At 72.8% G+C, this 22,517-nt stretch carries 15 protein-coding genes and 5 pseudogenes; 5 read left to right on the top strand and 15 right to left on the bottom strand.

The features are described 5' to 3' along the window. Window positions 1–217 precede the first annotated feature (217 nt). From ACSIH6_RS07570 to ACSIH6_RS07550, 5 genes and pseudogenes are all read right to left on the bottom strand, one after another. Window positions 218–682 (bottom strand): annotated as a pseudogene (locus tag ACSIH6_RS07570) (FAD-dependent thymidylate synthase); the annotation flags it as partial. 477 nt (window positions 683–1,159) lie between these two features. Then, window positions 1,160–1,369: pseudogene (locus ACSIH6_RS07565) on the bottom strand (LAGLIDADG family homing endonuclease); the annotation flags it as partial. A gap of 414 nt (window positions 1,370–1,783) precedes the next feature. Next, window positions 1,784–2,125, bottom strand: a pseudogene (locus ACSIH6_RS07560) (FAD-dependent thymidylate synthase); the annotation flags it as partial. 261 nt (window positions 2,126–2,386) lie between these two features. Further along, window positions 2,387–2,527: a GPGG-motif small membrane protein gene (locus tag ACSIH6_RS07555; RefSeq protein WP_168444040.1), complete on the bottom strand. Its 141-nt coding sequence runs from the start codon at window positions 2,525–2,527 to the stop codon at window positions 2,387–2,389. 195 nt (window positions 2,528–2,722) lie between these two features. Further along, window positions 2,723–4,951 carry an anthranilate synthase component I gene (locus ACSIH6_RS07550; protein WP_435107499.1) on the bottom strand — a complete coding sequence of 743 codons (2,229 nt, stop codon included), beginning with the start codon at window positions 4,949–4,951 and terminating at the stop codon, window positions 2,723–2,725. A 409-nt stretch (window positions 4,952–5,360) separates the two neighbouring features. On the opposite strand from ACSIH6_RS07550, the gene ACSIH6_RS07545 reads away from it, so the two are divergent. Continuing rightward, complete coding sequence (locus ACSIH6_RS07545) at window positions 5,361–7,667, top strand: HelD family protein (RefSeq protein WP_435107498.1); 2,307 nt, start codon at window positions 5,361–5,363, stop codon at window positions 7,665–7,667. Window positions 7,668–7,712: 45 nt separating this feature from the next. Here the strand turns inward: ACSIH6_RS07545 and ACSIH6_RS07540 are convergent, their stop codons facing one another. From ACSIH6_RS07540 to ACSIH6_RS07500, 9 genes and pseudogenes are all read right to left on the bottom strand, one after another. After that, window positions 7,713–10,355: a hypothetical protein gene (locus tag ACSIH6_RS07540; protein ID WP_435107497.1), complete on the bottom strand. Its 2,643-nt coding sequence runs from the start codon at window positions 10,353–10,355 to the stop codon at window positions 7,713–7,715. Between the two features lie 420 nt (window positions 10,356–10,775). Then, on the bottom strand, window positions 10,776–11,753 hold the full coding sequence (locus ACSIH6_RS07535) for an aldo/keto reductase (protein WP_435107496.1): 978 nt from the start codon (window positions 11,751–11,753) through the stop codon (window positions 10,776–10,778). Then, window positions 11,753–12,151, bottom strand: coding sequence for a MerR family transcriptional regulator (locus ACSIH6_RS07530; protein WP_435107495.1), 399 nt, complete (start codon window positions 12,149–12,151; stop codon window positions 11,753–11,755). Before ACSIH6_RS07530 ends, ACSIH6_RS07535 begins: the two co-directional genes overlap by 1 nt. 60 nt (window positions 12,152–12,211) lie before the next feature. Next, the gene (locus tag ACSIH6_RS07525; protein WP_435107494.1) at window positions 12,212–12,889 is read right to left on the bottom strand and encodes a TetR/AcrR family transcriptional regulator; all 678 of its coding nucleotides are present in this window, start codon (window positions 12,887–12,889) and stop codon (window positions 12,212–12,214) included. Window positions 12,890–12,922: 33 nt separating this feature from the next. Next, the gene (locus ACSIH6_RS07520) at window positions 12,923–13,702 is read right to left on the bottom strand and encodes a hypothetical protein (RefSeq protein ID WP_435107493.1); all 780 of its coding nucleotides are present in this window, start codon (window positions 13,700–13,702) and stop codon (window positions 12,923–12,925) included. A 130-nt stretch (window positions 13,703–13,832) separates the two neighbouring features. Beyond that, window positions 13,833–13,975: pseudogene (locus ACSIH6_RS07515) on the bottom strand (acyl-CoA dehydrogenase family protein); the annotation flags it as partial. A gap of 88 nt (window positions 13,976–14,063) precedes the next feature. Further along, the gene (locus tag ACSIH6_RS07510) at window positions 14,064–14,552 is read right to left on the bottom strand and encodes a hypothetical protein (protein ID WP_435107492.1); all 489 of its coding nucleotides are present in this window, start codon (window positions 14,550–14,552) and stop codon (window positions 14,064–14,066) included. A gap of 141 nt (window positions 14,553–14,693) precedes the next feature. Continuing rightward, a pseudogene (locus tag ACSIH6_RS07505) lies at window positions 14,694–16,067 on the bottom strand (acyl-CoA dehydrogenase family protein). Between the two features lie 171 nt (window positions 16,068–16,238). Next, complete coding sequence (locus tag ACSIH6_RS07500) at window positions 16,239–17,678, bottom strand: helix-turn-helix domain-containing protein (protein WP_061079084.1); 1,440 nt, start codon at window positions 17,676–17,678, stop codon at window positions 16,239–16,241. Window positions 17,679–17,894: 216 nt separating this feature from the next. Here ACSIH6_RS07500 and aceA point away from each other — a divergent pair, with 216 nt between their 5' ends. The 4 genes from aceA to ACSIH6_RS07480 all read left to right on the top strand — a co-directional run bounded on the left by aceA (window position 17,895) and on the right by ACSIH6_RS07480 (window position 21,208). Then, window positions 17,895–19,193 (top strand): isocitrate lyase, encoded by a 1,299-nt coding sequence (gene aceA, locus ACSIH6_RS07495; protein ID WP_435107491.1) that lies wholly within the window; start codon window positions 17,895–17,897, stop codon window positions 19,191–19,193. Window positions 19,194–19,494: 301 nt separating this feature from the next. Next, window positions 19,495–19,728 carry a DNA primase gene (locus tag ACSIH6_RS07490; RefSeq protein ID WP_435107522.1) on the top strand — a complete coding sequence of 78 codons (234 nt, stop codon included), beginning with the start codon at window positions 19,495–19,497 and terminating at the stop codon, window positions 19,726–19,728. A 265-nt stretch (window positions 19,729–19,993) separates the two neighbouring features. Beyond that, window positions 19,994–20,263, top strand: coding sequence for a hypothetical protein (locus ACSIH6_RS07485; protein ID WP_435107490.1), 270 nt, complete (start codon window positions 19,994–19,996; stop codon window positions 20,261–20,263). 123 nt (window positions 20,264–20,386) lie between these two features. After that, window positions 20,387–21,208 carry a CPBP family intramembrane glutamic endopeptidase gene (locus tag ACSIH6_RS07480; RefSeq protein ID WP_435107489.1) on the top strand — a complete coding sequence of 274 codons (822 nt, stop codon included), beginning with the start codon at window positions 20,387–20,389 and terminating at the stop codon, window positions 21,206–21,208. On the opposite strand, the gene ACSIH6_RS07475 is transcribed toward ACSIH6_RS07480, so the two are convergent. Beyond that, window positions 21,177–22,463: a CynX/NimT family MFS transporter gene (locus tag ACSIH6_RS07475; protein ID WP_435107488.1), complete on the bottom strand. Its 1,287-nt coding sequence runs from the start codon at window positions 22,461–22,463 to the stop codon at window positions 21,177–21,179. The two genes, ACSIH6_RS07480 and ACSIH6_RS07475, sit on opposite strands and share 32 nt — an antisense overlap. Window positions 22,464–22,517 lie beyond the last annotated feature (54 nt).

Genomic DNA, 22,517 nt, shown 5'->3' with positions numbered 1-22,517 from the left:
ACGCAGGAGCCGCGAGGGGCTGGAGTGCTCCCCGTTATGGCGAATTACACGTGGGACCGGCCGCCCGGACGCCTCCGCCCGCGACGCCGCCCCGGGGTGTTCGCGCCGAACGCCGTGAGACGCGCACCCGCCAGGGGAGGAGAAGTCCCGGTTTCCTGCGCGCACAAAAAAGCCCGCCCCGAGGGGCGGGCCGTGTCCGGAAGCGGTTCGGAAGCGCTCAGACCTTGCGGTACTTGGGCACCCAGGCGCCGTCCTGGACCTCGTAGTCACCGAAGAGCGCCGGGGCCTCCTCCTGGAGGGTCCGGCCGATGAGGTGGAACAGCAGGCGGATCTCCTCCTCCGCGCCGGGGGCGGTGCGCGCCTCCAGGGTGTGGCGCAGGGTGCGCACGTTCGCGGTCCACACCAGGCCGGTGGCCACGCCCTCGGGGGCGAAGCGGCGCATGAAGGAGGTCTTGTGCTTCTTCTCGGCGAACTTGACGCCCTCGTCGTCCAGGCCGAAGTGGTCGGCCATCCAGAGCTGGAACTCCTCCATCTGGCGGAGCATCGCGGTGGCGCGCTCCATCAGCTCGGGGTCGTCCTCGGTCCAGTCGGGGAACCAGAAGGGCAGGTCGGAGAGGCGCACGAAGCGCAGGGACTCCTGGGAGACGGCCACGCCCGGGCGGTGGCGGATGAGCTCGTGTGTGTTACCGGAGACGACCGGCTTGCCGTTGCGGCGCACCCAGAGCAGTCCGTTGGGCACCTTGACACAGTGGATCTGCCCGCTGTACTGCTCCATCTGGTCGTTGTAACCTTCGGCGTTCCAGTAGCGGCTGGGCCTGGTACGACCGGTGTTGACCAGAGGGTGGGAGCGCTTGCTCAGAAGGGAAACGACATAGCAGGGACGCAGGTTGTTGAAACGCTGGCCACTGGGCATGACTCGCTCAAGCCCCACCCGGTCGTCAAGACGGACGTTGGCTGACAGGCCTGCCTTGATCGCGAGCACCTGGAGGTCGTCCGCGAGTTCACTGGAGCAGGTGTAGATGGCGCGGTGACCGTTCTTCTTGTGCACGGTCCCGTCGCCCTCCACCATCGCGTCCAGGAACGTGGCGATGGTTCCAGGCTCCCAGCCGTGCACCATCTCGGGCACGTACTTCTCGTGCGAGTGTCCGAGTTCGGCCAGAAAGTCCCGCAGGGCCGCAGACTGGGTGCGCACGGATCCATGCCCCGTCTCAGGGACGTAGGCAGGCAGCCCCATCTCCTCGATGGTCCGGCGCATCTTCTCCAGGATCGGGCCACGGTTCTGGGCCAGAACGATCTGATGGCCGTTGATACTTCCCTCAGCGATGAAGTAGCCGAGGAAGCGGGCAAAGGCCTCGGTGGGAAGGGACATGCCCGGATAGTGACGGGTGCCCGGCGTACCTGTGTCCTTCCGGACGAAGGAGCGCGTCGTCGCGGGAATCTCCACCCGCTCGGGGGTGTGTCCACGCCACGTCGCGGCCTTCTGGTACTGGACCCGCTTGTGGAGGATGTCCTCGGCGAACTCCACTCCGAAGTCCTGCTCACCGCGCTTCGCCGCTTGGGTGTCGTACCGGCGCACCCACATCCGGTGGTTCGGGGTAACCAGGAGGTCGACCTGCTCCGAGGCGACACGGTACATCGGACCGTCGTAGTCAGCGTGGTAAACCTCCGTGGCCTGCTGGTACTCCAGCTCCCCGCTGCGCGGGTTGAGGGTCGCGAACGTCTCGTCACCCTCAATCTTGGGCCAGGGAATCCAGCCCCGGTCGGTCAGCACCTCGGTGTCGGAGTCGTAGCAGCACACGCGCGAGACGTTGTGCAGGACGAAGCTGAAGCTGATGTGCTCCAGGACGGAGCCGTGCATGCTGGCCAGGATGTTGCCGAGGTAGGCGTCCTGGTCGGTGCGCACCCGGGTCACGTTGGGGTTCAGGCCCGGCTCCCAGGAGCGGTAGCACAGCCGCCCGGCGAACTCGGCGAGGTTCTGGGGGTCGTTGAGGTGGGCGTCGAGCTCACCGCGGTCGAACCGCTCCAGCCACGCCTCCCCGCCGACCTCCTTGAGGTAGTCGGCGATGGCGTCGTAGTCCACCTGCGGACGCGCCACCAGACGGACCTGCGGCTCGACCCTCTTCACAGCATGCCTCCCGTTCGTGTTCCCGACTCCCCGAACGCACGCCTGAGCACCGCGACCGACGGGCGGCGCGGGGCGGGGAGGCGTGGCGGGGGCGGGGGCTGACCAGCCCTCCCCGAGGGTACACGGGGTCGGCGGGGGTCGGCCGGGGGCAGCGGGCGGGCCGGGGCCCGCCGGGTCTCCCCCGGCCCGGCACCCGGCCCGCGATCGGTGCTGCGCGTGCTTCCTGGTCGTGCTGTCGCTACGCGGAGGAGGGACAACCCGCTAGAAGCCGTAGAAGTAGCCGGGGGCCACGAAGAGCCCGACGACGATGGCGATGATGCCCCACAGGAGCTGCCCGCGCAGCACCCCGAGAACACCGGCGATGATGAGAATGACTCCGAGGATTGTCAGCAGAATACCCATACACAACCACTGTCCCGTAACAGGTTGATCAAACTTTTTGGTTGGATGGAATTCGGGAAAGGCGCCTTGGTACAGGTGGACACTGTGCACCGGATACCGCCGCACTCCTCGAAATGCCCGCGTGACCCTTCGCACACGCCCTCCGCGCGGGGGTCCGCGGCCCCGGGGACGGTCCCCGGGGCGACGCCAGGGGCCTCAGCTGCGGGCCAGGCGCAGGGCCCGCGCCACGATGCCCTCGCCGACCGCCGCGGTGAGGATCGACTCGGGGTGGAACTGGACCCCGTACCACCGCGCGACCGGGTCCTCGACGGCCATGACGACGGGCTCCCCGCCCTCCCCGCCCTCCAGTACCGCGGTGACCTCGAAGTGCTTGACCAGCTCGGGGAGGGTGTAGGTGGAGTGGTAGCGGGCGGCCGGGAAGGCGTTCTCCTCGCCCAGGCCGGTGAGGAGCCGCCCGCCGGAGACCCGCACGCGGCCGGGCTTGCCGTGCACCGGCTCGTCCAGGGTGCGCAGCTCTCCCCCGGCGTGCTCCACCATCCCCTGGAGTCCCAGGCACACCCCGAACACCGGCAGGTCGCGGGCGGCGAGCGCGTCCAGCAGGGCCGACATCCCGAAGTCTGCGGGCAGGCCGGGTCCGGGCGAGAGCACGACCAGGTCGGGGGCGAGCCGGTCGAGCAGGGAGGGATCGAACCCGTAGCGGACCGTGGTCACCTCGGCCCCGTGGCGGCGCACGTAGTCGGCGAGGGTGTTGACGAAGGAGTCCTCGTGGTCGACGAGCAGCACCCGCATGCCCTCTCCCGGGAGCTCGGCGGGCTCGGCGGCGGTCGCGCTGCCCGCCTCGGCCGGGGCGTCCTCCCGCTCGCCCAGGGCCAGGGTCTCCAGCAGGGCGCGCGCCTTGAGGAAGGTCTCGCGCTCCTCGGCCTCGGGGTCGGAGTCGTAGAGCAGGGTGGCGCCCACGCGCACGGCGGCCACGCCGTCGCGGATGTGCGCGGTGCGCAGGGTGAGGCCGGTGTTCATGGAGCCGTCGAAGTTGAGCACGCCGACGGCGCCGCCGTACCAGCGGCGGGGGCTGGTCTCGTTCTGCTCGATGAACCGCATCGCCCAGGTCTTGGGCGCGCCGGTGACGGTGACCGCCCACATGTGGGTGAGGAAGGCGTCCAGGGCGTCGAAGTCGCGGCGCAGGGTGCCCTCGATGTGGTCGACGGTGTGGATGAGGCGCGAGTACATCTCGATCTGGCGGCGGCCGATCACGCGGACGCTGCCCGGCTCGCACACGCGCGACTTGTCGTTGCGGTCCACGTCCGTGCACATGGTGAGCTCGGACTTCTCCTTGACCGAGGAGAGCAGTTCCTGGATGTTCTCGGCGTCGCCCAGGGCGTCCTCGCCGCGGCGGATGGTGCCCGAGATGGGGCAGGTCTCCACGCGCTGGCCGGTGCCGGGCTCGCCGGTGACGCGGACGAACATCTCCGGGGAGGCGCCGACCAGGTACTCGCTCTCGCCGAGGTTGAAGAAGAACTCGTAGGGGGCGGGGTTTCGCTCGCGCAGCAGCTCGTAGAAGCGGGCGGGCGAGGAGCAGCGGGCGTAGGTGCGGTGCCCCGGGACGACCTCGAACAGGTCGCCGCGGCGGAACTTCTCCTTGGCCTTGGCCACGACGTGCGCGTAGGAGCCGGGCCGGGGACCCTCGGGCACCTCGGCGGCGACCACGGGCGGGGTGGGCTCGGTCTCGCGCGGCAGGCCGCGCGTGGTGGCCTCGGCGCGGTCGCCGTCGGCGGGGACGGTGAAGTCGTAGGTGTGGCGCACGCAGGTCTCGCGCTTGCGGTCGCGGACGATGACGGCGTCGGGCAGGTGCAGGACCAGGTCGCGGTCGTCGGGGTCGCGGTCGATGTGGCGCTCGATGGGCTCGAACTGGAAGGCCAGGTCGTAGCCGAAGGCGCCGTACAGGCCCAGGTTGGCGTCCTCGGGGCTGCGCAGGGCGGCCATGACGGCGCGCAGCGCGGTGAAGACGCTGGGGCGGCGGCTGCGCTCCTCCTCGGAGAAGAACTCCCCCGGGTCGGGTTCGGGGACGGTGACGGCGACGCTGCCGTGTTCGAGGTCGGCCAGGGTGCTGTCGGGGTCGGGGAGGCCGACGGAGTACAGGGCCGCGGCCAGGACGGGCAGCAGCACGCGGCCGCGGGCGTTGAGGGCGGTGGCGGCGACGCGGCGCCCGCGCGTGGTGATCTCCAGGCACGGGTCGACGTAGCCCAGGTGCCAGCGGTCGTAGCGGCCCGGGTACTCCATGCCGGAGGAGAGCACGCCGCCGCGGCGCCGCTCGACCGACCGGACGAGCTCGGTGAGGATCTCGGGATCGCAGGGGGTGGCGCTGCGGTGGACGGTGACGCCGCCCTCGGTGAGGTACGTGCTGGTCTGTGCGTCGCTGGGGTTCACGGCCGGTCCTTTTGGCTGCGCGGTCGGATGGGCCGCACCGTCCGGGGCCGTGAGAACACGAAACGACCGCCGGTCCGGGGCGGTCGCTGCATGGGTATGCGAACTCGGAGCACCGCCTAGGGGCGGCGCCACCACTGAGCCTGGGTGGTCGTCTGTCGCATGGGCACGAGTGTAGCGGGTGCGGTGTGCGCTGGGGAGTCCGACGCGGAGGTTTTCCGGTCCGGTCGCGACGCGGACGGCACACGGGGCTGGCCCGGAGTACGGGGAGAGGACCGTGCGGCGGCGCGGAGAAGGGAGGGGCGCGAGAGCGCTCTCGCGGAGGCGCGCGGCGCTGTGCTAGGGTACGGAGCCCGTTGTCGCTTTTTGGACCCATCCACAAAAAACCCAACGTACGGAGCATAGCAAGCAGATGGAGTTCTGTCAAGCCGGCGCCGACGAAGGTACCTCGTCGGCCCTGACCGTGGAACAGGCCAGGATCAGCGCGATGTACGAGCGCCTGGACGCCCTGCGCGCCCACACCTCCGAGCAGCTCGCCTCCGCCCACCTCCAGGAGCGCGGAGGGTACGCGGCCCTCGTGGAGCGCGAGACCCGCTCCTACGAGCAGGCGCGCCGCCGCGCCCAGCTGGGGGCGGTCGAGGAGGGCCTGTGCTTCGGCCGCGTCGACCTCTCCCACGGAGGCGACGGGCCCGAGACCCGGTACGTGGGCCGGATCGGCCTGCGCGACGCCGAGTACGAGACCATCCTGGTGGACTGGCGGGCCCCGGCCGCCCGCCCCTTCTACGCCGCCACCCCCGGCGACCCGCACGGGGTCACCCGCCGCCGCCACCTGCGGGTGCGCCGTCGCAGGGTGCTCGGGCTCGACGACGAGGTGTTCGACCCCGACGGGATGACCGACACCGACCGCCGCCAACTGGTCGGAGAGGCCGCGCTCCTGGCGTCGCTGCACCGGGGCCGGACCGGGCGGATGGGCGACATCGTCGCCACCATCCAGGCCGAACAGGACCGCGTCATCCGCGCCCGGCTGGCCGGGGTGCTCGTGGTCCAGGGCGGGCCCGGCACCGGCAAGACCGTGGCGGCGCTGCACCGCGCCGCCTACCTGCTCTACACCCACCGCGCCGTGCTGGAGCGGCGCGGGGTGCTGGTGGTGGGGCCCAACCCGGCGTTCCTGCGCTATGTGGGCGACGTGCTGCCCTCCCTGGGGGAGACCGACGCGGTGATGCGCACGGTCGGGGAGCTGTTCCCGGGGGTGGCGGCCTCCCGCCGCGACGCGCACGGCACGGCGGCGGTGAAGGGCTGCCTGGCGATGGCCGACCTGGTGCACGCGGCCGTGGCCGACCGCCAACGCACGCCGCTGGAGGCGTTCGGCGGCGCGGACCTGGTCGTGGAGACCGACGCGGGCGCGCTCACCGTGCCGGGGGCGCTGTGCGAGCGCGTGCTGCGGACCGCGCGGGGACTGCGCCTGCCCCACAACACCGCGCGCGTGTACGTGGTCAGGTCCCTGCTCACGGAGCTGGCCCGGGCCGAGTCGCGCCTGCTCGGGCGGCCCGCGGACGAGGAGGACCTGGAGTTCGCGGGCGCACGGCTGTGGTCGGAGGACCCGGTGCGGAAGGCGCTGGACGCCTTGTGGCCGCACCTGACCCCCCAGCGGCTGCTGCGGGCGCTGTTCGCCGACTCCGAGGCGCTGGAGCGGGTGGGTGCGCGGGCCGGGTTCGGCGGGGACGCGTGCGCGCTCCTGGCGCGCTCCGCCGGGGAGCCGTGGAGCGTGGAGGACGTGCCGCTGCTGGACGAGGCCGCGGAACTGCTCGGGGAGGACGGTGGCGCCGCTCGGGCGCGGGAACGCCGTGAGGACGCCGAGCGGGCCGAGGAGGAGCGGTACGCGCAGGGGGTGCTGGAGTTCACGGGCCTGTTGGAGGACCGGATGATGGACGCGGCCGCGCTGGCGGCGCGCCACCGGGACGCCGGGGCCGCGCGCACCACCGCGGACCGGGCGGGCGCGGACCGGGGGTGGACGTACGGGCACGTGATCGTGGACGAGGCCCAGGAGCTGTCGCCGATGGCCTGGCGCACGGTGATGCGGCGTGTGCCGACCCGGTCGTTGACCGTGGTGGGGGACGTGGCACAGACCGGCAGCGCGTCGGGGACGCGTTCGTGGCTGGAGGCGCTGGAACCCTACGCGCCCGGCAAGGTGCACGTGGAGCGGCTGCGGGTGAACTACCGGACGCCGGAGCCGATCATGGCGGTGGCCGCCGACGTGCTGCGGGTGGCCGCTCCGGGCGAGGAGGTCCCGGAGTCGGTGCGCGAGGAGGGCGACCGGCCGCGCGCGGTGCGGCTGGCGTCGCTGGCGGCGGACCTGCCCGCGCTGGTGGCGGAGGAGGCGGCCGCGATCGGTGAGGGCCGGATCGCGGTGATCACCTCGGACCGGCACGCGGATGCGGTGGCGGCGGCGCTGCCGGGGGCCGCGCGGCCGGGGACGACGGCCTCCGGGCGGGTCCGCGACTCCCTGGAGGAGGCGGTGGTGGTGCTGACCGCGACCGAGTCCAAGGGGCTGGAGTTCGACGCGGTGGTGGTCGTGGAACCGGAGGCGGTGCTGGCGCAGCCGCGCGGCGGCAACGACCTGTACGTGGCGGTCACCCGGGCCACGCGGCGGCTGGCGGTGGCGCACACCGGGGAGCTGCCGCGGGTGCTGGAGCGCCTGGCCGGGACCGCCGAGGGGTGAGGCCGGTGGGCCGGGTTCCGGTTCCGTTGACAGAGGGGCCACCGCTCAGAGGGGCCACCAGGAAGCGTCGGTGATCGCGGCGCCCAGCAGTCCGAACAGGTCCACGGCGCCCAGGCCGAAGCGTGCGCCCGCCTCCAGCCCGGTGGCCAGGAAGGCCGCCAGGAGGATCAGGACCAGGACGCGGGAGGGCCAGCGGCGGGGGCTGGGCGCCTCGGGGAGGTCCTCCTCCCCGTCCGCCCGGTCCAGCCAGGGCCGGTCCAGGCGGGCGACCTCGCGGCGCAGGTCCTGGACCTCCGCGTGGTAGTGGTCGCGCTCCTCGCGGACCCGCTGGAGTTCGGCGCGTTCGGCGCGGACGGCGGCGCGGGCGTCGACCACGTCGATCCGGGCGCCCTCGGGTCCGTGCCGGTGGTGCCAGCGCTCCAGCCGGGCCAGGGGGAGGTCGACGTACTGGGTGGGCCAGTTGTCCTCGGAGACCTCGTCGTCGGGGAAGTGTTCCGGGTCGGGTTCGGTCTCGGCCGCGTAGTCGAGCGGCGCCCGGCGCGAGAGGTCGGCCTCCGCGTCGGGGACCACCGGCAGGGGCGGCGCGTCGGCGGGAGCCCGGTCCTCGGGGCCGTCCGTGAGGCCGGGGCCCGGAGCCGGGTCGTGGTCCGCGGTCCTTCGGTCCGGCGGGGCCCCCTGCGTTCTGGGGGAGGCGGCGATGGTCCACTCGTCCGCGGGGGCGTGTGGCTGTTGGTGTTCGAGGGATTCGGGTGGCGGTGCGGACTCGCGGGCAAGGCTTGCCGTCCCGCCCGTTCCGAAGGTGTCCTGGGCCGGGGCCGGTGACGCCTCCGCGTCCCTGTCCCCCGGCGTTCCGCCCGCGAACTCGGACGCGGACGCGGACGCGGATCCGTCCCGTGGCGCTTCGCCCTGGGACCCGGACTCGTCCGCCTCCGGAACGGCACGTCTGCCGCGGCCGAGGAACAGGAAGGACTCCCGGCCACTTCGGGAGGCCCGCGGTCCGCCCTCCCCGGACGGCTCCGCCTCCGGCTCGTGCGGCATCGGCGCGTCAGCGGCCCGGAAATCGCTCCGCTCCGCGTCCTCGGTCCCGGAGGCGTGCTCACGGTGTTCGAAGGCGTGGGCGGAATCCCGTTGGTCGCTGGTGTCCGGGACCAGACGCGGCCTGCGGTGGGGTTCGGGCGCCCCGAAGACGCCGGACCGCGCGGAAGGGCTCTCCGGGGCCGCGGACGTCCGCTCCCGCGCGGGTGCGATGCGCGGTTCCGGGCGCCGCGGGGCGTCACCGGAGCCGTCGGTTCCCGGTTCCTCCGGCAGGCGTTCGGTCACGGGCTCGGGCCAGAGCGCCTCGTTGTCCCCGTCCGCCTCGCTTCCCCCGTGCGTCCGGCTCTCCCGGTGCGCCTCGTCGTCCCCGAGTGTCCCCTCAGCCTCAGGCACAGCGGGATCCACGCGGCCATCCCCGCGCCGCCGCCCGCCGCCTGTCCCCGCGGCAGAGGACTCCACGCCCTCCTCGGTGATCCCCTTCAGGGAGCGCTGGCCGCCGGGCACGCCCGGGACGGCGTCGCCCGGGGCCCCGTCCGCCTTCAGGCCCGGGCGACCCACGGGAACGCGGGACCCGGAGAGCGGCCACGGACCGGTCTCCTCCTCCCCCGGGACCTCGACCTCGGGCAGCTCGGGCAGGAACGCCCCACCGTCCGGGCCGTCCTCGTCCGGCAGCTGTTCGGGGACGGGGACGTCGTCGAACCGCCGGGGCCGCGGGTCGAGCCAGTCGCGCAGCAGCGCGCGCCGGTCGGCGAAGGTCGGGGCCTCGGGGACGCCGCGCTCGGCCAGGTGGCGGGCGAGCGCGTCCCCGCCCTCCTCCCGCAGGACGGACACGAGCCCCTCGGCGACCGCGCGGTAGTCGGGGGCCGGGGGTTCCAGGAAGGGCCCGGACACGTCGGCGACCGGCGGGCCGAAGGCCAGGTGCTGGCCGTCGGCGGTGCCCAGTACCGGGTCGTAGGTGGAGAACGACCAGCTCCACCCGGCCGCGGGAATGGCGCGGGGCGGGGTGAGCACGTCGTGCAGCACCCGGTGCACGCCCCACAGGAAGCGCAGCTGCACCGCCTGCCACAGGTCGGCCCGCTCGGGCGCCAGGGTGATGTGGATCGGCGCGTCGGGCCGGTACAGGGCGGCGGCCACCGCGCCCACCAGGAGGGGTTCGTCCTCGACGGTGGTCTCGGCGGCGCGACGGTCGCGGGTGCGCACGGCCCCGGGTGCGGCGGTGCGCTCCCAGGGTTCGGGCGTGGGCAGGGTGTCCATGGTCGCCCAGCCCGGTGCCGGGGGGCGGCGCGGGGCCGGGCGGGTGTGGGGGTTCTCGTGCAGGGAGAGCAGCCGCGGCAGGGTCAGTCCGTGCGCGGACCCCACGATCGCCCAGGCGTGCGCGGACCGGACGTCGCCGGGCCAGCGGTAGACCAGCGCGGCCTGCCCGTCGGGGTAGGTGCGCGCCCAGAGGGTCTCGGGGTACTCCCCCGGGTCGGTGTCGGGCAGCGCGGAGCGGTAGTCGGCGGTGAGCGCGGGGACGAGGCGGTCGCGCCAGGAACGCAGGACGGGCTGCTCGGCCTCGGGGAGGGAGGAGGCGGCCGGCCCGGGGCCGAACCGGCCGAGGAGGGTGGGTTCGGCCCAGGCGAAGTGGATCTGGTGGTACGTGCTGTCGGGCAAGTCGCCCCTCCCACGGGTTCGCGGACCGAGGCGGCGCGGCCGCTCCGCCGCCACTAGGGAAGGTATCCGGTCAAAGGATGGTGAAAACCGCGCATGAATACATATGAGGTGTTACACGTGGTTTGTCCGGGACTGGTGACCGGCCCCGGCCATGCCCGTCCTTCCGGGCAGGCGGCAGGCGGGGCCGGGTCGTCCACAGAGTGAGGGACGGGCTGTTTTCCACAGAGTGAGGGACGGGCTGGTGCCGCCCGGTGGAGACGGCCTAACCTTGATCCGGGGGCGCTGCGCCTCGCCTGTGGGCACCGCACGCGCCCCCGAGTCCAGTGTGACCGGCCGTCCTCTCGCCCGCCAGGTCGAGTCCTCCCCCTGTGGACAACGCTGCGACGCGGTGGCGGCCCAGCTTCTCCGTCGGCCAACCCACTACCCCGCCTCGGCCATGCGCCTCCACTGCTCGTCGCTGAGCACCAGGTCGGTGGCCTCGATCGCCTCGTCCAGCTGTTCCAGGGAGCTCACCCCCACCAGCGGCACCACCTTCGGGTCACCGCCCATCAGCCAGGCGAGCACGACCTGGTTGCGGGTGGCGCCGGTCTCCCGGGCGACCTCGTCCAGGACGGCCAGGCGGGCGGGGGTCCCCGGGTGGTCGTAGGCCCGGTCCAGCTCGGCGGCCTTCTCCGGACGGGTGTAGGCGCCCCACAGCAGGGAGGTGTAGGCGACCAGCGTGTGCTCGCGGCCCTCGGCCGCCTCGGCGCGGACGAAGTCCAGGAGTTCGGGCGTGGCGTGCATGTGGCCCGCGGACCGCAGCGGCAGGTCGAGGCGGGGCTGGAGGTAGCTGTACCGGTACTGGAGCACACGGGGGCGCGGCCAGCCCCGGGCCTCGGTGACGGCGCGGGCCCTCTCCAGCTTCCAGGTGCGGTGGTTGCTCAGCCCCAGGTGGGAGACGGAGCCCTCGCCGACCAGCTCGGCGAAGGCCTCCAGGGTCTCGGAGAGCGGGGTCCTCGGGTCCTCGTTGTGGGCGTAGAGCACGTCCAGGCGGTCCACGCCCAGACGCTCGCGGCTGCGCTCGGCGGCCGTCGCCACGGCCCGCGCCGACAGGCCCTCCTTCGTCTCCGCGCCGGTGCCGGGCACGGTGGGCTGCGCCCCGAGCTTGGTGGCGATGACCACCTCGTCGGTGACGCCGCGCTCGCGCCGCCACCGGCCCAGGAAGGTCTCGCTCTCGTGCCCTTCGAAGCCCTCCACCCAGAACTGGTAGCAGTCGGCGGTGTCCACGAAGGTGCCCCCGGCCGCCACGAAGCGGTCGAGCAGCGCGGCGGAGGTGGCGTCGTCGGTCTCGCTGCCGAACTTCATCGCCCCCAGGCACAGGGCGCTGACGCGGCGGTCGCCGATGGTGGTGTAGCGCATCAGGAGGTCTCCTTGAGGGGTTCGGGGGTGTGCGCGGCGAGCACGCCGCGGTAGTAGTCGATCTTGTGCTGGATCACCTTCTGGCACCGGCGCATCTCCTCCATGCGCTCGTCCAGCCGCTCCTGGTGGCCCTGGAGCAGGTCCAGCCGGTCGGGAACGGTGTGCTCGCCCTCGCGGATGAGCTCGGCGAACTCGCGCAGGCGGACGATGGGCATGTCGGTCCCGCGCAGGCACCGGATCATGTCGAGCAGCTCGACGTCGTCGGCCCGGTAGCGGCGGTGCCCGCTGGGAGCGCGCTCCACCCGGCGGAGCAGCCCCGCCTTCTCGTAGTAGCGCAGGGTGTCCAGGGTGAGGCCGAAGCGTTCGGCGACCTGGCCCGGCGTGTAGTAGTCCCTCATGAAGAGAAAGCATGGGACCTGGAGCGCACTCCAGGTCAAGGGGGTCGGCGGAAAAGCCCTCTAGGTCTGGCTGGCGCGGATGGCGCCGACCACCGCTGCGGTGAGGTCGTCGATGATCTCCTCCTCCCCGACCTCGGGGTGCTCCAGCCACCACTCCCCCGCCGCCTGCACCATGCCCACGACGGCGTGCGCGACGATCTGGGAGCGCGGGCGGTCGCCGACGCGCTGTTCGGCGACGAGCTGGTCGGCGAGCTCCTCGCCCAGGCGGCGGACCATCATGCCCAGGTCGCCGCGGGTCCGGGAGTCCTCGGAGGTGGCCCGGTCCATCAGGAACCGGTAGAGGTTGAGGTTCTGGGAGATCATCGACAGGTAGGCGCCGACCGTGGCACGGGCGCGGACCTCGAACTCGGTGTGCTGGTGCAGCTCCTCGCGGATGCGCTCGATGAGCGGGTCCACGTGGCGCCGGGCGAGCGCCCGGTACAGGCCGCCCTTGTCCCCGAAGTGCCGGTACAGGATCGGCTTGCTGATCCCGGCCTCGGCCGCGATGGCCAGCATCGACGCGTCCGGGCCGTCGCGCTGGATCACCCGGTCGGCCGCGTCCAGGATGGCGCGGCGCCGCTCGGGGTCGCGTCCGCGCGCACCCCTCCCCCCGCGCGGGGCGGGGGCCTCCGGCACGGGAGCGCCGGAGGCGTCACTGCTGTCGGTCAGCGCGGTCCGCCGCGCGCGTTCGAGTGCCACAAGGGTTCACCGTAGCGGCTCGCGGGGCCCGGATCAGGCCCGGAGCGCGATCCAGGTGGCCCTGGCCAGGGCCAGGAGGCGGCCCGTGCCGTCGTAGAGGGCGCTGCCGGTGGTGATCTTGCGGCCGTCGACCGCCTCCAGGTGCCCCATCACCACGTGGACCTCCCCGGTCCGGGGCGCCTCGTCCACGCGGACGGTGATGCGGCCCAGGAGGGCGGGGCGGCCGGAGACGTCGCTGGACCAGCCGCCGGGGCAGTCCAGGGCGGCCCACACCTGGGCGAGTCCGACCGTGCCGGAGCCCTCGTCCAGGGAGGGGTGCGGGGCCCAGGCGCAGGCGACGGTGTTGCCGACCCCGTCGGGGCCGGTGCCCGGACGCACGGAACCGGCGAACAGGCGCAGGCCCTCGCCCTCGGCGCGTTCGGGGCCGCAGCTGTAGCAGCGCGGGAAGGGGTGCGCGGTCAGCCCCGCGTAGCGGTGCTCGGCCTCGCGGGCCTCGGGCACGGTGACGGGGCCACCGGGAATGACGGAGGTGCCCGGGAGGTCGGCGGTCACCGCCTCGGCCACCAGGCGGGCGCCCTCCTCGGCGCCGGGGTCGGTCAGCCGCAGGGCGCCCTCGGGGCCGCCCTCCACCGTCAGCGGGCGGTCCAGGGGCGGCGGGGTGCGCAGGGTGACCTGGACGGCCGGTCCGCCGACGACGGTCAGCCGCGCGGCGAGCAGTCCCGCCGTGTAGCCGCCGTTGCCCGACCCGTCGGGGCCGTTGTATCCGGCGGGGATGGTGAGGGTGGGGGCGCCGTTGCCCGCGGTGGCGTTCATGGGAGCCAGGTTAGGTGCCGGATGTCCGTACCGGCCAGGGCGGCCCGGCGGGCCCGGACGGGCGGGGGCGGGCCGGACGGCCCGCCCCTCCGCGTGGGGTCGCCCGCACGACCGTCCCGCCCGCGCGACGTCAGCGCACCGGCAGGCCGGTGACGGCGCGGCCGATGATGAGCTTCTGGATCTCGCTGGCGCCCCGAAGATCGTGGCGTCGCGGTGCCAGCGCTCCACGGGGTACTCCCTCGTGTAACCGTTGCCGCCGAGGACGGGCACCGCGCTCTGGGCGTGGAAGCGGTGAGACCAGCGGGAGACCCCGGCCAGGCGTCGGAGCAGGCGGGCGCGCAGGCGTTCCAGCGGGCGGGAGTCAGACGTCGACCTGCATGACGGCCTCGCCGTCGCCGATCTCGGGGAAGGCCAGGGTGAACCTGTTCCCGTCCGCGAGCATGCCGCTGCCCTGACCGGCCTCCTTCAGCGTGATCGTGGTCGAGCCACCATCGGAGCGGTTCTGCTGGAACGTCACCTCTCCCCCGGCGATCGACCCGATCACGATCTCCGTGCCGCCCGCCTCCTCCGGAACCGGGATCCGGTCACCGGGCTCGACGGTAACCCGGCACTGCCCGTCCTCACAGGAGGCGAGGTCCCTGCCCTCTTCCGGCAGGTCCGCCAGGGTGGGCAGGCTGACGGACGCGGAGGGCGAGGCGCTCGGGGAGGCCGGGGCGGAGGGCGACGCGGAGGCCGGGGGCTCAGCGGCCGCGGAGGAGGCGTCCTGTTCCTGCTGGCTCGGGGACGAGCAGGCGGTCAGGGCGGCGAGCGGCAGTACGAACGCGGCGAAGCGCAGGTGCGGGAGGTTCATGGCGTCAGCATAGGAGCGGCGACCTCACTCCGTCACCGGTTCACCACGGAAACTCCCGGCGTCCGAGCACGGGCGGGGACGGGCCGGACGGGCCGCCGCTCCGCGTGGGGTCGCCCGCACGACCGTCCCGCCCGCGCGACGTCAGCGCACCGGCAGGCCCGTGACGGCACGGCCGATGATGAGCTTCTGGATCTCGCTCGCGCCCTCGAAGATCGTGAAGATCGTGGCGTCGCGGTGCCAGCGCTCCACGGGGTACTCCCTCGTGTAACCGTTGCCGCTGGGGAGTCAGCGCACCGCTAGGCCGGTGACGGCACGGCCGATGATGAGCTTCTGGATCTCGCTGGCACCCTCGAAGATCGTGAAGATCGTGGCGTCGCGGTGCCAGCGCTCCACGGGGTACTCCCTCGTGTAACCGTTGCCGCCGAGGATGCGCACCGCGTTCTGGGTGACGAACGTGGCGGTCTCGCTGGCGTAGAGCTTGCTCATCGAACCCTGCGCGCTGTCGAAGTCCTTGTCGTTGCGCGCCATCCACGCCGCGCGCCACACCAGCAGGCGGGCCGCGTCGATGCGGGTGGCCATCTCCGCCAGGGTGAAGGCCACGCCCTGGTTCTCACCGATCGGGCGGCCGAACTGCTCGCGCTGGGTGGAGTAGTCGCGGGCGTACTCGTAGGCGGCGCGGGCGCAGCCCACCGCCATCGCGCCGACCGTGGGTCGGGAGGCCTCGAAGGTCTTCATGGCGGCCTGGCCCTTGGAGCCCCTGCCCTCGCGGGCGCGGGCCAGGCGCTCGTCGAGCTTGTCCTTGCCGCCCAGCAGGCACGAGCCGGGCACGCGCACGTCGTCCAGGACCACCTCGGCGGTGTGCGAGGCGCGGATGCCGTGCTTGGCGAACTTCTGCCCCTGGCTGAGCCCGGGCGTGTTCGGCGGCACGATGAACGTGGCCTGCCCGCGCGAGCCGAACTCGGGCTCCACCGAGGCGACCACGACGTGGATGTCGGCGATACCGCCGTTGGTGGCCCAGGTCTTGGTGCCGTTGAGCACCCACTCGTCCTTGGCCTGGTCGTAGACGGCGCGGGTCCGGATGGCCGAGACGTCGCTGCCCGCGTCGGGTTCGGAGGAGCAGAACGCGGCGAGTTTGACGTCGTCGGGGGTGCCGAACATCTGGGGCGTCCACTCGAAGAGCTGTTCCTGGGTGCCGTTGGCGGCGACGGACACCGCGGCCAGGCCGGTGCCGGTGATGGCCAGGGCGATGCCCGGGTCGCCCCAGTACAGCTCCTCGAAGGCCACGGGGATGCCGATGCCGCTGGGCTCCAGCCACTGGTTGGCGAAGAAGTCGAGGGAGTACAGGCCGATCTTGGCGGCCTCTTGGATGATCGGCCAGGGGGTCTCCTCCCGCTCGTCCCACTCGGCGGCGGCGGGGCGGATGACGTCGGCGGCGAACCCGTGGGTCCAGTCCCGGACCTCGCGGACGTCCTCGCTCGGTTCCAGGCTGAAGCCGGGCGCGGTGGCCTCACTCATGCGCTTACATCCTTTGTCGGGCCCTCCGGGGGGAGGGAGGGGGCCAATGCGTGTTACCAACGGTAACAGCCAGCTCCGCACGCCACAACGCCACACCCGCACGTGTGAGGGGGCCGGGGTCAACGCCCGCCGACTCCCGGTCTCCTCGCACGCGCCTTCCGGACCCGCCGCTCAGTCGAGGCTGTGCTTCTCCAGGAAGGTGTAGACGTCGTGCTCGTCCACGCCCGGGAAGGTCCCCGAGGGCAGCGCCGAGAGCACGTGGGAGTGCGCGCGGGCCGACGGCCACACGTTGCCCTCCCAGCGCGCGGCCAGGTCCGCGGGCGGGTGCACGCAGCACTCACCGCTGGGGCAGTTGGACTTGGTGCGGTTGGTGGTCTCGCGCCCGCGGAACCAGCGCGACTCCTTGTAGGGCACGCCCAGGGTGATGGCGAAGTTGCGCTCGCGGCTGGGGTCCACGTGCGCCACGCACCAGTGGGTGCCGTTGGGCTTGTCCGTGTACTGGTAGTAGATCGAGTAGCGGTCGGGTGAGGCGAAGACCTGGCGCCCCGACCACTGGCGGCACATGCGCTGGCCCTCGATGGCCCCGGTGTCGTCGGTGGGGAAGACGAGGCCGTCGTTCTCGTAGGCCTTGTAGATGATGCCGGTCTCGTCGTTGCGGATGAAGTGGCAGACCAGGTCCAGGTGGCGGTGGGCCAGGTTGGTGAACCGGTGCGCGGCCATCTCGTAGGAGACCGAGTACACGTCGCGCAGGTCCTCCACCGACAGGTCGCGGGCCTGCTTGGCCTCCTGGAGGTAGCGCACCGCGGTGGACTCGGGGATGAGGACGGCGGCGGCGAAGTAGTTGGCCTCCACCCGCTGGCGCAGGAAGTCGCCGAAGTCGCGCGGCCTGCCGTGGCCCAGCACGACGTGGCCCAGGGTCTGGAGCAGGATCGTGCGCGGGCTGTGCATGCCCAGCGTGGTCTCGCGCTTGAGGTAGATGCGCCGGTTGACGTGGTCGGTGAGGGAGCGCACCGAGCGGGGCAGGTCCTGCACGTACTTGAGGGAGAACCCGTGGTGGGTGGCGATGGCGAGGATCTGCCCCTGGGACAGGGCCCCCGCGGTGTAGTTGACGGCGTCGAGGGTCTGGGCCGCCGCCTTCTCGATGCCCTCGAAGTAGTTGCCGCGCTCGCGCATCTGACGGCGCAGGTCGGCGTTGGCCCGGCGCGCCTCCTCGGGGGTGGCCGTCGGCTTGGCGCTGCGCCGCCGGAGCTCCCCGTACAGGCCCACGATGTGTTCGAGCACGTCGTTGGGGACCCGCTTGCCGATCCTCAGGTGCGGCAGGTTCAGGTCCTGGTAGACCGTGTCGCGCTGGGCCTCCTCGACCGCGATCTCCAGCTGCGCGCGGCGGCTCGGGGGCTGCTTGGACAGCAGTTCCTCCACCGAGACGCCCAGGGCGGAGGCCAGGGAGGTGAGGAGGGAGAGCTTGGGCTCGCGCTTGCCGTTCTCCAGCAGGGAGAGCTGGGAGGGTGCCCGGCCCACGCGTTCGCCCAGGTCGGAGAGGGTGAGGCCGCGCGCCCGCCGCAGATGGCGGAGCCGCTGGCCAAAGGTGACGAGATCCAGGTCACCTGTCAAAGACGGTATTTCTTCAGCACCAAAGTACGCCATGGCTTCATAGTACGGAAAGAATCGACGATCTTCGCAAGATTTCCAGTGGAAAAGCCTCGGAACTTCCCCAAGAATCTAGTTACCGGCGGGGAACTTACCGCTCAGGGCTCAGCCCCCTGGCTCTGACCTGGCCTTCTCGACCGGTGTGAACACTTGGGGACTACACGTAAGGCGGGATCGAACATGGGCACCAGCGCTCGACGACAGGAAGCCAGCGCCGAACTCCAGCGCGACTGGGAGACCAACCCCCGGTGGGCCGGTATCGAGCGCACCTACTCCGCCGACGACGTGGTCAAGCTCCGCGGTTCGGTCACCGAGGAGCACACCCTGGCCCGCCGCGGCGCGGAGCGCCTGTGGGACCTGCTCCACACCAAGGACTACGTCAACACCCTCGGCGCCCTCACCGGCAACCAGGCGGTCCAGCAGGTCCGCGCCGGACTGAAGGCCATCTACCTCTCCGGCTGGCAGGTCGCGGCCGACGCCAACCTCTCGGGCAACACCTACCCGGACCAGAGCCTGTACCCGGCCAACTCGGTCCCGGCCGTGGTCCGCCGCATCAACAACGCGCTGATGCGCGCCGACCAGATCACCTGGGCCGAGGGCGACGACAGCGCGCCCGAGTGGCTCGCCCCGATCGTGGCCGACGCCGAGGCCGGGTTCGGCGGCGTCCTCAACGCCTACGAGCTGATGCGGGGCATGATCGCCTCCGGGGCGGCGGGCGTGCACTGGGAGGACCAGCTGGCCTCCGAGAAGAAGTGCGGCCACCTGGGCGGCAAGGTCCTCATCCCCACCGGTCAGCACGTCAAGACGCTCAACGCCGCCCGCCTGGCCGCGGACGTCGCCGGTGTCCCGTCCCTGGTCATCGCGCGGACCGACGCCCAGGCCGCGACCCTGATCACCAGCGACGTCGACGAGCGCGACCAGCCCTTCATCACGGGCGAGCGCACCGCCGAGGGCTTCTACCGCTTCCGCAACGGCGTCGAGGCCTGCGTGGCCCGCGGCCTGGCCTACGCCCCGCACTCCGACCTGCTGTGGATGGAGACCGCGACCCCGGACCTGGAGGTCGCCCGCGACTTCGCCGAGCGGATCAAGGCCGAGTACCCGGACCAGATGCTGGCCTACAACTGCTCGCCGTCCTTCAACTGGAAGCGCCACCTGGACGACGCGACCATCGCCAAGTTCCAGCGCGAGCTGGGCCACATGGGCTACAAGTTCCAGTTCATCACCCTGGCGGGCTTCCACTCGCTCAACCACTCGATGTTCAACCTGGCCAAGGGCTACGCCCAGAACGGGATGACCTCGTACGTCCAGCTCCAGGAGGCCGAGTTCGCGGCCGAGGCCCAGGGCTACACCGCCACCCGCCACCAGCGCGAGGTCGGCACCGGCTACTTCGACTCCATCAGCACGACCATCTCCCCCGAGGCCAGCACCACGGCTCTCACCGGCTCCACCGAGGAAGACCAGTTCTCAGCGGCTCACTGACACTGGTCTTCGTTCCCAGGAGGCCGTCCCTCCCCGCTTTCGTGGCTGGGGCGGGGCGGGCGGCCTCCGCCCCCTAGCCGTCGGCCATGCGCGCTCCGTGTCACACGCGCATGGCCGGCGGCTTGTTCCGTACCGTGCCCGGAGTGTCCGCCGCGTCCGTTTTCGGTCGTCCCGGGCACGGGTTCGGTCCCCGGAGGAAAGGGGACGCACTGGCCCCCCGCGCGGCCGGGACCTACGCTGACGGCTGCACCGGGCCGCGCCCCCCGCGGCCCACCCGGAGAACCGGAGGCCTGACTTGAAGATGTTCGAACCGCTCCTCGCCGCCCTGGCCACACTGCGCCGGGTGCTCGCCGTGGGCGCCCTGGCCACCGTCGTGGTCCTGGGCACCGCGGCCTGTGACGACCTCATGCCGAACGTGAACGTCGAACAGGGCGACGACGATGACGACGGCGGAGACGACGGCGGGGACGACGGCGGGGACGACGGAGACGACGGCGGAGACGATGACGGTGGCGACGACGACGGCGACGACTGAGCCCCGCTGACCCGCTGCCGCCGCCGGGCACGCCCCGAGCGGCGGTGCGGGCCCTCTCCCCCCTCCCCCGCCGGTCCCGGCCCCTCCCTCCGGGCGCCGGGCGACGCACCCCCGCCACTTCGAAGGCCGTCACCCTCCGCGCTCTTCTGGCCACGGACACGGAGCACGCCCTAAGGTGGGTCACGGACGGATAACACCCGGCTCGTGCCCGCCGCCCAGGCCCGGGCGGACCCCCGGCACGAGCCGCGACCCGAGGGAGTCAGCGATGAGGTTCGAGGACATCAGCAGGCAGACCCTGACCGCCCTGCGCCGGGCACTGGCGGGCTCGGCGATCGCCGCCGTGGCCGTGTTCGGCGTCGCGGCCTGCGAGGACCCCGAGGGGGCCGACGCCCCGACCGTGGACACCCCGGGCGACGACCAGGGCGACGAGGACGACGGCGGCCAGGAGAACAACCAGGACGGCGGCGAGGACGACGACGGCGGGAACGAGGACAACGGCGGCGAGGGCGACATGGAGAACAACGACACCGACTGACCGCTCCCGGCGGCACGGCCGGACGGGCCGGGGCGAGCTCTCAGGCCGCGCCCCGGCGCGTCTCCGGCCCGCCCCGCTCCCCCAAGGTCACCGGCCCCGCCGACAGCGCGTACATTGCAACCCGTGACCGACAAGACCCACACCCCCGACGCCGAACTGCCCCCGGGGGCGCCGCCCGCCCCCTCCGCCCCCGTCGAGCGCGGCCTGCTGCGCTGGGAGATCCTGTGCGTGCTCGCCCTGTCCCTGGGCGCCGCGGCGGTCTCGGCGACCATCTCCTTCCTCGGCGTGCTCACCGAGCCCCAGTCCCTGGCCGAGCAGACCGCCAGTCTGGTGCGCCCCCGCGCCGATCAGGAGCGCCCGTGGCTGGACCTGTCCTGGCAGCTGTTCGCGTTGGCCAACGCCCTGGTCCCGGTGCTGCTGGTGGCCTACCTCCTGCGCCGCTCGGGCGACTCCTCGGCCACGATCGGCTTCGACGTGCGCCGTCCCGGCTTCGACCTGGGCACCGGCGCCCTGCTGGCCGCGCTGATCGGTCTGAGCGGCCTGGCGCTGTACGTGGTCTCCTGGCAGCTGGGACTGACGGTCACGATCCAGCCCAGCACCCTGGCCGGGAACTGGTGGGACGTGCCCGTCCTGGTGCTCCAGGCGGCCAAGAACGGGATCCTGGAGGAGGTGATCGTGGTCGGCTACCTGCTGCACCGGCTGGGGCAGCTGGGGTGGACGCCGTGGAAGGCGGTGCTGGCCAGTTCGGTGCTGCGCGCCTTCTACCACCTCTACCAGGGCGTGGGGATGTTCTTCGGCAACCTGGTGATGGGGCTGGTCTTCGGCTGGTTCTACCTGCGCCACGGACGCGTGATGCCCCTGGTGGTGGCGCACACGGTCATCGACGTCGTGGCCTTCGTCGGCTCGGTCTACCTCATCGGCCGTCTGGACTGGCTGCCCTCGTGAGGCCGCGGGCGGCGATGGCGTCCTCCAGGTAGCGGGGGCGGCCCAGCAGCAGGCCCATGGCCAGGTTGACCACGACCAGCACCGCCAGCAGGAGCAGGGGCGCGTGCCAGCCGCCGCTGAGCTCGCGCAGCAGTCCGAACAGGAAGGGGCCCGCGCCGCCCATGAGGTAGCCCAGGCTCTGGCTGACGGCCGAGAGCGCCGCCGTCCCCGCCCCGGTGCGGGTGCGCAGCGCGAAGGCGGTCAGGGCGAAGACGAAGCTGCCCATCCCGATCCCCAGGAGCGTGGTCCAGGCCCACACGCCCGACAGGGGGGCGAACCACAGCCCGACCAGGCCCGCGAGGTAGGCGGCGGAGAAGGCCACCACGAAGGGGCGCTGGTCGCTGGTCCGGGTCAGCAGCGTGGGCAGCACCAGGGACATGGGGATGCCCAGGACGGTGAGGTAGGACAGCGCCAGGCCCGCGCTCTGGGCGTCCATGCCCTGGTCGCGCAGCATCTGCGCGTACCAGCCGAACATGATGTAGGCGACCGAGGACTGGGTGCCGAAGTAGAGGACGGACTGCCAGCCCAGGCCGGTGCGCAGCACCTGGCCGAAGCCCAGGGCCTGGGAGGCGTCGCCGCGCGCGGGCTCGTGGCGCAGCACCAGCAGCCAGGGGACGGCGGCCACGACGCCGAAGAGGGCGTAGGCGCCAAGGGCCGCGCGCCACTCGCCGGTGGACTGCTCCAGGGGCACGGTGGCCGCGGCGGCGATGGTGGTGCCCAGCGCCAGGCCGGTGGTGTACACGGTGGTCATGAGGCCCACGCGGTCGGGGAAGTGCTCCTTGACCAGGGCGGGCAGGATGACGTTGCCAACCGCGCCGCCGGACAGGGCCACCACGCTCAGGGCCAGGAACATCCACGGCTCGGGGGCCGCCGCCCGGGCGGCGAGGCCGACGGTGAGGGCGGTGAGCGCGTAGACCAGCAGGTGGTGCTCGCCCAGGCGGCGGGCCAGGGCGGGGGTCAGGCCGCCGAAGAGCGCGAAGCACAGCACCGGCAGGGTGGTGAGGATCCCCGCGCCGACCCCGGTCATGCCCAGTCCGGCGGTGACCTCGTCGAGCACGGGGCCGACGCTGGTGATGGCGGTGCGCAGGTTCAGCGCCGCCAGGGCGATCCCGGCCGCGAGCAGCAGCAGTACCGCGCGCGGGGGACGGCTCAGGGCGGTCCGGCCTGCGGCGGGGCCGCTCTTCACGGAGGTGCGGGGGGCTGGTCCGGCGCTCATGGAGGCGACTCGCAGAAATTCATAGGATGACCCGATGTACTTCATGAGGATAAC

Origin of the sequence: Nocardiopsis synnemataformans, from assembly GCF_965343085.1 — a bacterium.
GTDB lineage: Bacteria > Actinomycetota > Actinomycetes > Streptosporangiales > Streptosporangiaceae > Nocardiopsis > Nocardiopsis alborubida.
This window is presented reverse-complemented; position numbering and strand designations above follow the sequence as displayed.

Excerpts from the sequence above, each read along its gene's own strand:
- ACSIH6_RS07555 (WP_168444040.1), bottom strand. The coding sequence starts at position 2,527 with ATGGGTATTCTGCTGACAATCCTCGGAGTCATTCTCATCATCGCCGGT.
- ACSIH6_RS07545 (WP_435107498.1), top strand. The coding sequence starts at position 5,361 with ATGGAGTTCTGTCAAGCCGGCGCCGACGAAGGTACCTCGTCGGCCCTG.
- ACSIH6_RS07535 (WP_435107496.1), bottom strand. The coding sequence starts at position 11,753 with ATGCGCTACACCACCATCGGCGACCGCCGCGTCAGCGCCCTGTGCCTG.
- ACSIH6_RS07530 (WP_435107495.1), bottom strand. The coding sequence starts at position 12,151 with ATGAGGGACTACTACACGCCGGGCCAGGTCGCCGAACGCTTCGGCCTC.
- ACSIH6_RS07520 (WP_435107493.1), bottom strand. The coding sequence starts at position 13,702 with ATGAACGCCACCGCGGGCAACGGCGCCCCCACCCTCACCATCCCCGCC.
- ACSIH6_RS07510 (WP_435107492.1), bottom strand. The coding sequence starts at position 14,552 with ATGAACCTCCCGCACCTGCGCTTCGCCGCGTTCGTACTGCCGCTCGCC.
- aceA (WP_435107491.1), top strand. The coding sequence starts at position 17,895 with ATGGGCACCAGCGCTCGACGACAGGAAGCCAGCGCCGAACTCCAGCGC.
- ACSIH6_RS07490 (WP_435107522.1), top strand. The coding sequence starts at position 19,495 with ATGTTCGAACCGCTCCTCGCCGCCCTGGCCACACTGCGCCGGGTGCTC.
- ACSIH6_RS07485 (WP_435107490.1), top strand. The coding sequence starts at position 19,994 with ATGAGGTTCGAGGACATCAGCAGGCAGACCCTGACCGCCCTGCGCCGG.
- ACSIH6_RS07475 (WP_435107488.1), bottom strand. The coding sequence starts at position 22,463 with ATGAGCGCCGGACCAGCCCCCCGCACCTCCGTGAAGAGCGGCCCCGCC.